Here is a 12,467-nt window from a genome sequence, read left to right as displayed (position 1 = left end):
TCTTCCATAACTTGTGCGTAAGTCCTAATAAATTCAAAGATTTTCTACGAATGGCAAATAATAATTAAAGCTCAAACAAAGCTTATTTAAATTACCAATCATAAACAAAATAACCAAAATTAGATACATAGTCTTGCCATATTGGCACTGTTTTTATTAAACCTTATATTCATTAAATTTTCCTGCCAATTGTTCGCAATCATCATAATATTCCCCGTATTATTAGGGACTGTAGGTAATATTTTCAATTACAAAAACATAGCTTTCTATGGTTTGAATTTCATTTTTAGCTCACTATTAAAGGTAAACTAGCTTTTTTTGATGGAAAATTGCATGAAAAGTAAAATGACCAATTATCGTTGGCTGTAGAGACGTTGTAATGCAACGTCTCTACGCAATGCAACGTCTCTACGAAATAATCGATTTTTCTTGCTGAATCGGTGTTCTAGTAGATGATGCCAACATAGCCTCACTATATAAAGCCTCGTGTTGTTTCAGAATGTGTGAAAGTTCATAATTAGCGATCTGCTTTCGTCCCTGCTTGCCCATGATTCGAGCTTGTTGAGGATTATCCAGCATCCATGCCATCGCCTCTGCAAGTGCTTCTACATCACCCACTTTGACCAGAAGACCACATTCTGCTAGCAAATCTCTAGTCCCCCGAATATTTGTGCCAATCACAGGAGTCTCCAAGCACATAGACTCCATCACACACCTGGGTAAACCCTCTTGTTCAGAAGCAAGTACAGTAGCTACTGCTGCACGTATTAAAGCGGGAATATCCTGGCGCAGTCCCAAAAAGCGCACTTGATTTTGCACCCCCAGTTGGGATGCTAACTTTTGCATCTGGTTGATCAGCGGCCCATCTCCGGCAAAAGCCAAGCAGGCTTCAGGTCGGGCTAGGCGAGCAAATGCTCTTAAAACATCTTGAGGATGCTTTCGGGGGATGAACTCAGCCACCGATAAAAATAGTGGGGTTCCTGATGCTAAACCTAATTCCTGGCGTAGCCGCTTAACTTCAGCTTCCGAAGTAGCATTAGGGCTGTAATACTGTAAATCAACTCCAATTCCCGGCATATACCGAATGTATTCAGCTGATAGCAGCCCTTGGCGCTTTGCCGCTTCTTCATCCTCACGATTAATCACTACTAAATAGTCTGTCCAGCTTCCAGCTAACTTTTCCAGGGTAAAGAACAGAGCATTTTTTAATGGCTTTCCGCCACGATAGAAGTGAAAACCGTGAGCTGTATAAATCACCCGTAGTTTTTTCTGCTTTTGCCAATTCTTGAGGGCGTATCGGGTAACAAAAGCTGCTACTGGTGTGTGGACGTGAACTATGTCATATTTCCCTTGCTGTATCACCTCTTGGATGATGCGCGGAGCAACTACTAGATTAAATGGAGCTAAGGGATTGCGTGACCATTCTACGTCCCAGACGTGATCAAAAGCCTGCAAGCATTCAGCACTAGCGGAAATTCCACAAGCCATTGCATCTACTTGCCAGCCCTTAGCTCGAAAGTGATAAGTAAAGGGAAGGAGAAAGGCTTTTAGGGTATCTGGGATGGTTGTTACCATTAAGAGTTTGTTCATCTTTGTTGTTTCAACCACACTTCTGTCTTCTCACGCACGTAGCGATAGAATGCCAAGCGTTGTCCGCGCAAAACTGCTTTGGTATATTCTTTTGCCTTTTCTAAATTACGAGCAGACATCTGAGCCATGCGCTGTGGATCGTTTACAACTTCCCGAATTTTGTTTGCTAAGGCAGCCACATCACCTGGAGACACCATATCCTCTGGAGGTAGCAGTTCTGGGATGCCGCCCACTGTGGAACCAATTACAGGCAATGCTCGCCCCATAGCCTCCACCATTGCTTTTGGCAAGCCTTCTTGATGAGAAGGTAGAACAAAAAGATCTGCTTGGTCTAATTGATCTCGCACTGCATCACGGCTGGATAATTGACCGCAAAAGTGAACGCGCTCGCTAATTCCCAAATTTTTGGCTTGTTGCTCCAATTGAGTGCGATATTTACCGTCTCCAATCAGAACGAGTTTGAGATCTAAACCGTTTTGCACGCAAACAGCGATCGCAGCAATCAATACATCTGGTGCTTTGTAGAGTTGAGCTAGTGTCCCCACCTGAATCAGAGTAAACTTGCGTAATCCTGGATTGACTGGACGAGACGTAGAAACCAGCATTTCTTGAGGAAGCTCTGCATCAGATACACCCACTGAATAGTGACGACAGGGATAACGCCTCTGCAAAGCTTCTTTAGTAACGTAGAGGGCTGCGGTTGCATCAGAACATTTACGGCGCAGTTGCCGAGGAAACCACCAACGGAAAAAAGGTCTGAGAGGATGCTTAACAGAACCAGGAGCAAAACTATCGTAAGGATCAGCGATGACTTCAATCCCAAATGGTCTTTGGGGTGTTAAGCAATCATAGACTGCTGCGCCAATGGTACAAGGTATGCGTAGCTGAAACGCTTCTGCCTCAGCTACCGCCTTTTCGGCTACACTTTTTACCCCCCGATAATTTTTGATATACTCCCAAGGGCCAACAAAGTAAGGAACTGGCACGGCTTTAACTCCCGGCCCCGTAGTTTTTACCCATCCTAGTGGTGGGTTGGGGTGCAATTTGGCACGACCCATTAAATACACCTCATCGTATACTTCCAAGTAGCCAGCCCATTGGTAATAATCTAGAGTTGCCTTAGCACTCCACAGATGACCATCCTTGGTGATCGCAAAGCGTTCGCTAGCCGTGACTAATACCTTCATAAGTGTTTGCTCAATAGTAATTACATCAAAGATTTGTAAGCCTCTAAGAGTTGATGGGCACTGGTTGCAGTTGAATACTGATTTTTCACCCACCTTTGTCCTGCTTGACCAAGCTGATCGTTATAGGTGCGATCGCTAATCAACTTGACTAGGGACTTTGCCATACCTTGAATATCGTCTATATCATGCAGTAGAGCGGTTTCGCCATCTCGAACTGCTTCCAGCAAACCAGGAATTTTGGAGCCGACGATGGGGAGACTGGCGGCACTGGCTTCAAGTGCCACAACTGGCAAACCTTCGTGCAGCGAAGGCAAGAAAAAAACATCAGACCTACTCATCAGCGATGGTACATCGTCACGCTCACCAAGTAGCAAAACTGATTTAGTAAGTCCCCAGTTGGCGATCGCATCTTCAATTAAAGAACGAAGTGGCCCTTCCCCTACTAAAAGTAGTTTTGTTGTGGGAATATGCTCCAAAACTAGTTTAAATACAGACAAAACACCTAAATGATTTTTCTGTTCGATCAAACGTCCAACATGAAGAATAATAGGGGTTTCATCTGACCATCCAAAGGAATTACGAAAAGCTGTGTATTCTTGTGATGTTGCTAATGGTGGCTGACTAACGCCATAGTAAAGCACTTGAGGAAGCTGCTTGATTTTTGTTCCCTGACCGAGACTTTGAATCACCCCCTGAGAACAACCAGTTAATAGATCGGAATGACGCAGTGCATAACCAATGCTCAACATTCCATAAATTGAACGCAATCGTCGGACTATGGGCAGACGGGTGATAGTTGTCTGCGGAGAAAAGCTGGTGTTATGAAAGGAAGTAATAACTGGGATACCTAGCTGCTTCGCCACCCATACAGCTATTCCACTGTAGGTTTCCGAATGATTATGTAGGATATGATACTGCCCTTCGACTAATATCCGTTTCAATCCTTGTACAAAACCAAAGTGACCAAGACCTAAAGGACAGTGAAATAATTTGGCATCCGATTGAGCGATCGCAGCCAGTGTTCCGATATCTTCTCCCTTGCAACAGAAATCCATTTCGCATTTATTTCTAGGTATCTCCTGAAGCATAGAAAGCAACCATTTTTCAATGCCACCTCTGTTAAAACTGTGTATTAAATGAAGAATTTTTTGCATAATGCAACGCCTTAAATTAAATTACTAGTTTTACTATTTATCCTTTGGTGTTGCTGAGTGAAAGTATGAATTAATATCACGCAGAGACGCAGCGAAAAGTTCTGTTCGCGTAGCATCTCCGTCAGGAGAAGGAGGGTTAGCCCGACCTAGGAAACTTTTCAAGACAGAGGCACAGAGAATAAAAGTTTGAGAGATTAAATTTTTGAGTTTCATACTCATATTCAGCAACACCTATCCTTTTGTAATCATCATTTTTTGCTTCTTTAAAAACGAACTGAAGCAATTATTTGAGAGTATTTTTTTAAATAAAGAAGTCTGAAAACTTCTTTGTCTTAGCGGGCCGTCTTGCCAACACTTGTCCGTATTTTCGATTGGCCCCCACTTTTTGAGCGCTTTTTCAGTGGCAGTCTCAATATTGAACCCAAGCGGCTCACCTTTTTGAATCTTTGCCTTGGCACGCCGAATAGCATTCTCTGCGCCTCTAGGAATGCGATTCTGCCACCAATCCATTGCCTCGCTGTATATCCACACATACTTATCTGCGGTGCGGAGTCCGTAGTAGGTATTATGTTCTAACAACCGTAGTCGGTCATTTGGCGATAGGAAGTGCGGCATTCTGACACCGTACCAATCGTTGTTGACATTGTTGGCAGGCTTTTTAAAAAGGTCGAGCAAAAGATCTATATAGACCGCTTGACCAATCTTCACTTGGCTGTCGTACTTGGTATGGTTCACCAAATCGACAAGCGCCCGCGCGTCTTTCTGAATCATCTTGCGGATAGCTGCAAACCAAGCAGCACAGTAAGAGTAGTATGCTCGTTCGTTGCCATCGATGATGATAGAGTCTGAGTGAACCGCATCGAGCATACCGTTAATGAAGGCCGGCCATAACCCATGACCATCGCTAACGAGCCGCTTTTGTAACTCATCTGCGTCGGTGGTTTCTTCCAGTAAATACTTCATCCAACTCAAAAGACCAAGGTTGAAAACCTCTGTACGAGGTTGCGTTGTTTGCAAGACTTTCATAAATTGGGCCCCGCGCTTTCGCACTTGCTTTTGATATTCTTCAAAAGTTTTGCTGTCGTGCTGGCGTTGTGTCTCATAATTCCACGGATTGTTGGTGTACGGCTCCGGATCGAAAGCAATGCCTTTGAAACGACCAGCTTTGGCAGTCTTAGCAAAGTTGCTAATGTTCTTTTCGGTGGCAGCCCAGTCAGTATCGTTGAACCAGTCCCACCCATACTCCATAGAAGACCACATCAATACGAAATTATCGGTGAGCTTAGAGGAAGTCGTGGCAGCCAGGTTTTTGCGATCTTGCGTAAACGCTGTGTTGGGGTAGGATGATTTTATAAAGACTTCTTTACCCACGTTAAGCTTGACAATTACGCCATCAAATGGGTGCTGCTCCATCTGCTTAATATGCTGCCGGAAAAAATCAGGAGTTGGGACATCCCAGCCATACTCAAGCAATTTCTTGCTAGTTCGTTGGGGTTCTGCTGAACCTATTAGCAGGTGCATCATCAGTGACACCATCAGAAGTATGCAACCTATAAGAAGTCTTGAACGCATTACAGTTCTAAAAATGCGTGGAAATATGCTACGGGCAATACGAGCTATGCGCTGTATATGAGCTGCGATCGCCTGAATTTTGTTTGCCAGAATAGCTACGTTGCTGAGTGTTAACATAATATCTTACTCATATATATAAATTTAAAATTAATATCAGCGTTTATTGTGGTGTATAACTACTCCCATAGACATCATATAAGCCTGGGTCAATGCATTACCTAAAGCGCCAAACATACTCTCAGTCATAGCTATAATCCAAAAGCAAGTTGTAATTATAAATGGTGCGATCGCATAAGCATCATCTTTTGCATATTTTTTAAAATAAGAATAAGTATAATAAAAGCTACTTATTGCAAAACAAGTCATAAAAAATGCTGCCAATATACCATAAACGCCAAGTATATCAATAATAGAATTGTGTCCTCCCATGCCAAAATTTAAGTCAAAGTAATTACTGTTATTACCTAGTAATTGCATATCTTTGATTGTTTGCATCCAAATTTGATCTCTGCCACTGATAGATTCCTTATTTTGAATTCTACTAATTTGCTCTAATAGCAAGGGATTTTGTTGAACAAGATTTAAAAGAATTGTAATAGTTGCAATAATTATCAAAGAAATGCTAAATAAATAATTCGGTTTTCGTAATAATTGCCAACATAAAATTACAAACATAATAAAGAATGCAATCAAAGATGTACGAGCATTAGATAAAAGAATAATAATCAGACTTGAAAATAAAATGAAATTTAGGCTTACTATATAAAATACATTCTTTTTCTTTGATATAGCACCAATTAACAAAATAAAGATGCTAGCCGAAATTGCTGCGCCTGTAGTTCCTAGCTGATTTGAATTATAAAATACACCTCGATATGATTGTGTAGATTGCCAGATAGGATGGAGCCATAAGGAAGTAATAATATAGGGTAATAGTCCCAGTAAAAGTCCCAGTGCAATCAGGAAATTTGCAGATTTATTCATCAGCTTAGGTAGCACAGAGAAAAAAATAATTGGTATAGCAATCATGAGCCATATACTATCTCTGATTATTGTTAAATCATCATGAAAAGAACCAGATAAGAAAAAAACAAAAGAGAATGAATACCAAAAAAAAGTCAGAGTTAAAGGCTTACTAGGAAAATGCCATATTTTAAAGCGAGACATTACTAAAAAAACTAGTAAAGTTATGCCATTCATCAGATGACGTAATTTTAAAATAGATGGATCGATAGAGGAATCTGGATCACCCAAATCCATAAGAGATACCCCGCCAAATAAAACGGCAAGAAGAATAACTATAAAAGTTTCTCGGATGAGAGATTTATACATTTTATTTCCTTAACTTAAATAACAAATTTATTACTAGATATTTTGCAAAACTATAGCTTTTCCTAAGATACAAATCAGACTCCTTGCAAAAAGGCGAATAAGTGAAAAATGAACTACAGATAAATACAGATAACTCATCGGTGTTCATCTGTGGTTAATTACAACTTCTGTGTACCTTACTCAATCGAGAACCGCTATATAAAGCTTTATTTAATTGTTCAACATAGTGAAATTGCAATTGATTCGTGCTTTTACGAATATCAAATTTACTCTTTTGGATAATGGCAAGAGCTTCTGGTTGAGTAATCATTAATTTATTCTGCTTAGTAGTAGCTATTACTGCTTCAGCCCAGATAGAGGCAGGTTGCAACAAGGAAATTCGCTGTACCAAAGGCGCGATCGCATCTGCTTCCTGCGGAACAACGTCTGAAAAGATACAGGGTAGCCCTGCTGCCTGTGCTTCGATTAACACTAAGCCTAAGCCTTCATGAAGGGATGGAAATAGAAATGCATCCATAGCTCCCAGCATGATTCGGGCTACGTCAGGACGAACACCTGTGAAGATGACGCGGCCTGCTAAACCCATCTGCATAGCTTTTTGCTCAATATCTGGACGTAGAGAACCATCACCTACAAGTAAGAGGTACATCCTTGGTTCTCGCTTAATAACTTCTACAGCAATGTCTAAAAGAAACTGATGGTTTTTTGCTTGCTCAAATCTGCCAACATGACCAATTACAAAGGCGTCTTTAGGTATACCAAATTCTGCACGAACTGTGACTGGATCAATAAAAGTTTGGAAGGGTTTCAGGTCAACGCCACAATAAAGTATTTGCCAACGTGGATCGGTTTTCCAAGGCACTCCAAACAAAGCCTCAGCTGCTTTGTAACTACATGCCAGACCTGCCGTTGCATGAAAAGCAATCCATCGTTCCATCAAAGCTAGATACAAACGCTTGTGCCATCGTGCTTTAGCAGCAAGTGAGGAGGAATCAAAGTGACTATGAGCAATGCGAACAGGTACACCAGCTTGCCGTGCTAGGCGGAGGATATAGCCGCTAAAGTGATGGACATGACTGTGAATAATGTCATAAGGGCCGTATTCATCCAAAATACGTCGGAAGTTGCGAGCGTACAACAAAGGTTGCGATGGCTTCAGGCAAGGAATAATTTGTCCGCCGAGAGTGCGAATTTCTTGATCGTAAGCGCAGGGCTTGGTTGTGTGAACCAAAAAATCAATTTGGAAGCGATCGCGATCAATGTGGCGGAGGATATGCATCAGCCAAGTTTCTGTTCCAGCCCGGTTCATCCCACCAACAACTTGCAGAATGCGGATAGAAGGTTTGCTAACTAAAGTCATGATTTTAATTCTCCTTCCTTGTACCCGTGTGGTTTATGCAGTGCATGGAGAATAATTGCCAAACTTAAACCTGCTTGGATAATTGCTGCAATCAATAGTGCGATCGCAGCTCCTAACAATCCCCACTTGGGCAGCAACCATAAACAAGCTATGGCTGAGATACTTGCCACAACGGCAGACAAAGGCATTTGGATGCGGAAGTACCGGGCTGCCGACATTCCATAGCCGAGGAAGGACGATATGTAGTTAATCCCAGCCGCAACCATTAGCCAGATAAACAAATTTGTGTGCTCGGCATATTCAGGTCGATACACAATAGTTAGGATATGCCGCCCAGCCACCACAGCCACTAAAACACCTGCTCCGCCCAATAGAGTAGCAATTCCTACCAGCTTGAGTAGGAGCGTGCGGAAAGCTATGCGATCGCCATCTGCATAATATTTAGACAGGCGAGGAATGGCTGACTCCCCTAGGGCATTTACTACCATACCTCCTACCACCATTAAATAGGCTATGGCTGCAAAAATTCCCAGTTCTCGCTCACCTAAATATCGCTCAATAAAATAGCGGGGAATATTGCTATTAAGTGAAATTAACATCATCACAAGCCCTAAAGGCAAACAGAGCCATATCAGATGCGCTAAAGTTTTCCAATGCCAACGGGGTTGCAATTGTGACCTCTGCTTCAGCATCAAGATCCCACTACGAATGTCGTAGCCAAACAACACCACAGCCCAAGCAAAAATTAACCCAACTACACCCCACAGAATACGGCCGGATATATGTACTCCAATGCCCAGTAGTAGCAGTGCTAAAGGCCCTTTAATCATCAACGATGTCGCAATCCGATCCATGCGCTCATGCTGCTGAATTAGCCCATAAAATACATCGCTAATAGACTCAAACGCCTTTGCCAAACCGATCAGGAAAATAACTAAGGATATTTCCCAGCGATATCCTCCTGACAAACTAATAACTGCAATCACCAGAAGTGCCAACATTGTCGAAATTAGCCTCAGCCCCAGGTAATCGCTAAAACAATACTGTTTTTTAGCGTCTGTTGCTTGGACAATTCGTAGTTGGAGATTTGTCAACATAATTACGGGTGCTGTTACAGCCAGTCCCAAAGTAAACTGACCTACCATTTCTGGACTACCGAGTTTAGCTAGCATTACCAGCATTCCCCACTGGCAAGCTGCATAAACAAAATTGCCAGTGAAAGTCCAGGAGAAATTGCGGCGTAGTGTTAGTAGGTTTTTTTGTTGCATCTGGTCAAAGTGATATTAGCTTTTGCAGATCTACACCGAGCACAAAAACTATTTGATATCCATCCACACAGGCTATCCATTTATCTTTTGTAATCTGGTGAGGATCGATATTATGCATACCAGTTTTATTCCAACCAAATTTGCTAGCTTTTAAAATAGGATTCTCTCTGACTTGTTTTTCTTCATAAGTTGTTGTTGTCAGATGGGTTATTTCAAATGCTCGCACTTGACTACCATATAAATCCTCATCATCCTGGGTATATCGGAAAATTTGACCATCATATACTACTACTCTTCCTCCTGGTCTTGCTATGTTTAGATTGTCTTCGATAATAGGACTTTGAGGATGTTCAATCCAATGCCCCATCAGGTCATCAGTATAATAGAGACGGAGAATATTGCTTTGTGACGACGATGTAAATATCCACCACCTGTCGTTAAAATTAAAAATAGAACTATCTACATAATCTCTGCCATCTATTAAAGTTTTTACAAATGTCCATTGAGTAGGAAAGTCAACTGCTTTGTATAAGCGAATAGAATTAGCTTCATAACTTTCTGGAATTATGTAATATTCATTTTGGAATTTGAACACATAAGGATAAGACAAATGGAAGGGTTCTTTAATTACTATTTGTTTGTAATCCCAATTGAATCCATCATTGCTAGTTGCTAGTCCTATTTCTCCTCTATCATTAAAACTATTCAGCACTTCAAAAAACATATACCAAATGTCGTTATGACGAACCATAAACGGGTCGGCAACAAAGTCGGCTGTTACATCTGTTACATCTTTTGCAGTCAAAACTGGATTTTTGATATTTTCTGTTGAACTGAAATCAAAAAGTGATTCGCCTGTGTAAATTCCAATTGACCATTCACATCTTCTTCTGACAAAAGTTCTTGCCATTTTTTTCAAAGAAGAAAAATAGCTTGAATTCACAACAGATCTGCTATCTAAGCCATGTACTAAGCTGTGACGATTATGAATTACTTTCATATTGGAGTTTTTGGATGAAAACTACATCAAGACAAAGCTCAAATTCTCTAGTTGATCCAGTACCTCATGTTTCTGCTTTCGCCAGCATATTTCCATTGGAGTTTTTGACTAGAGCACTATTTCTTGAATTACCTATTGATAGATTATTTTCCAAGTATTTTGGTTTGTATCCTGATATCAATTGCTCAAGCAAAAACATGATAGAATTAACATCATTTTTAGCTGCTGCTATACACAATGTTTCCACACCTAAATTTAGATTTTTGGGAATAATCCGACTAGCATTTTTGACAACAAATAGTTTCTCGTGCTGAGTTGGTTCATATTCCTCTCCTTTAATAAACAGTTCTTCAAACAACTTTTCCCCTGGCCGTAATCCTGTAAACACAATGTCAATATCTTTGTTTACCTCATAGCCTGAAAGGCGAATCAGTTCCTTGGCTAAATCAACAATTTTGACAGGTTCACCCATATTCAGCATTAAAACTTCACCACCACGACCAAGTACCCCAGCCTGTAAAACAAGTTGAACTGCTTCTGGAATGGTCATGAAATAACGACAGATATCGGGATGGGTAACGGTTACTGGGCCACCTGTAGCAATTTGTTTTTTAAAAGTGGGAACTACACTACCACGACTACCCAAAACATTGCCAAAACGCACGGTAACATAATGCTTTCCACTTTCCCTTGCAGCTTGCAGTACCAACATTTCAGCAACTCTTTTACTAGCTCCCATAACATTGGTGGGATTAACTGCTTTATCTGTGGAGATCATCACAAAATGTTTGACATCATATTTCAGCGCTACTTCTAGTAAATTTTTTGTCCCGATTACATTGTTGGTAATTGCTTCTGGCGGATTTAATTCCATCAGGGGAACATGCTTGTGAGCCGCAGCGTGGAAAATTACATCAGGTTGGAATCGTTCAAAAGCATGTTCTAATCGATATCGAAATCGAAGATCAGCAATAAAAGTGTAAATATGAGGGGTATTTATTGGCGATTTGCCATCATTTTTAAGTACTTGAATAAGTTGTTCTAATTCTTGGTGGATGTTGAATACAGAATTTTCTCCATGTCCAATAAGTATCATTCTGCTAGGCTGGCATTTGAAAATTTGTCGGCAAAGTTCACTACCAATTGATCCACCTGAGCCTGTGATTAATACTGTCTTACCCTTGATAAATTTAGACACTCGCTCAATATCTGTCTGTACGGGTTCTCGTCTGAGCAAATCCTCAATTCTGACATCCCGAATACTATCTACCCGCACACGTTCATTGAGGATTTCATGTATTCCAGGTAAGGTACTAGCCTGCGTTCCAGTTGCTTTACAAATATCTAGGATTTCCCGAATAACTTGTCCAGCAACAGTAGGCATGGCAATGATAACTTTATGAATTTGGAGAGATTTCAAAGTATCAGGAATTTGGTGGCGATCGCCAACTACTGGAATGCCACTAATATGTGCATTTAACTTTCGAGGATCATCGTCAATGAAGGCAACAGCCTGAAAACCCAGCTGAGGATTACGTTGCATATCTTGTACAAGAGAAACTCCGGCACTACCAGCACCAATAATCAGCACCCGCTCCTGTGGGTTAAATACTGCTTGTCGTTGGCTAAATCTTTCCACAACCCGAAAACTGAAACGCAATGCTCCAATGAAAATACACGACAATAACCCATCAATAAATGGTAGCGATCGCGGCAGGTTATTTATAATAAAAGGCTCTGTGCCATGAAGAATATCAAATGTCATGGTTTGGACGATTACTGCACCCACCATCAACATGGTTATATATGTCAGTTCCTCAACACTGGCATAGCGCCAGTAACGTCTATAAAAACCAAAACTCCAAAATACAGTTAGTTGAACCTATCCCACTAATAAAATCCGATTCATCCAAATATGAATTGTGGCTAGAGAAAGAAAAGCGTTAAAGCAGGCAGAAATCCGCTCCCATCGCACAACTAGTCGTCGATATTTCCTTTGATACC

General features: G+C 41.1%; 9 protein-coding genes. All 9 read right to left on the bottom strand.

Annotated elements, in window-relative coordinates; genetic code table 11:
- Positions 1-408: 408 nt before the first annotated feature.
- A complete protein-coding gene (locus FNW02_RS21240) occupies positions 409-1,590 on the bottom strand; it encodes a glycosyltransferase family 4 protein (protein ID WP_191759489.1) in 1,182 nt (393 codons plus the stop codon).
- A complete protein-coding gene (locus FNW02_RS21235) occupies positions 1,587-2,777 on the bottom strand; it encodes a glycosyltransferase family 4 protein (protein WP_191759488.1) in 1,191 nt (396 codons plus the stop codon). Before FNW02_RS21235 ends, FNW02_RS21240 begins: the two co-directional genes overlap by 4 nt.
- A 20-nt stretch (positions 2,778-2,797) precedes the next feature.
- Positions 2,798-3,931 carry a glycosyltransferase family 4 protein gene (locus FNW02_RS21230; protein WP_191759487.1) on the bottom strand — a complete coding sequence of 378 codons (1,134 nt, stop codon included), beginning with the start codon at positions 3,929-3,931 and terminating at the stop codon, positions 2,798-2,800.
- A 231-nt stretch (positions 3,932-4,162) separates the two neighbouring features.
- Positions 4,163-5,620, bottom strand: coding sequence for a hypothetical protein (locus tag FNW02_RS21225; protein ID WP_225225806.1), 1,458 nt, complete (start codon positions 5,618-5,620; stop codon positions 4,163-4,165).
- A gap of 36 nt (positions 5,621-5,656) precedes the next feature.
- On the bottom strand, positions 5,657-6,835 hold the full coding sequence (locus FNW02_RS21220; RefSeq protein WP_191759486.1) for an O-antigen ligase family protein: 1,179 nt from the start codon (positions 6,833-6,835) through the stop codon (positions 5,657-5,659).
- Between the two features lie 154 nt (positions 6,836-6,989).
- The gene (locus tag FNW02_RS21215) at positions 6,990-8,195 is read right to left on the bottom strand and encodes a glycosyltransferase family 1 protein (RefSeq protein ID WP_191759485.1); all 1,206 of its coding nucleotides are present in this window, start codon (positions 8,193-8,195) and stop codon (positions 6,990-6,992) included.
- Entirely contained in the window at positions 8,192-9,463 is a 1,272-nt protein-coding gene (locus FNW02_RS21210) for a lipopolysaccharide biosynthesis protein (protein WP_191759484.1), read from the bottom strand. The genes FNW02_RS21215 and FNW02_RS21210 overlap by 4 nt, the downstream gene beginning before the upstream one ends.
- A 4-nt stretch (positions 9,464-9,467) precedes the next feature.
- Entirely contained in the window at positions 9,468-10,406 is a 939-nt protein-coding gene (locus FNW02_RS21205; protein WP_348535425.1) for a glucosamine inositolphosphorylceramide transferase family protein, read from the bottom strand.
- Positions 10,407-10,527: 121 nt separating this feature from the next.
- A complete protein-coding gene (locus FNW02_RS21200) occupies positions 10,528-12,228 on the bottom strand; it encodes a polysaccharide biosynthesis protein (protein WP_431356820.1) in 1,701 nt (566 codons plus the stop codon).
- Between the last annotated feature and the right edge of the window lie 239 nt (positions 12,229-12,467).

The sequence above is a fragment of the Komarekiella delphini-convector SJRDD-AB1 genome (assembly GCF_014831675.1).
Taxonomy (GTDB): Bacteria; Cyanobacteriota; Cyanobacteriia; order Cyanobacteriales; family Nostocaceae; genus Komarekiella.
The sequence above is the reverse complement of the archived record's forward strand: the minus strand, read 5'-3'. Positions and strand labels throughout refer to the sequence as shown.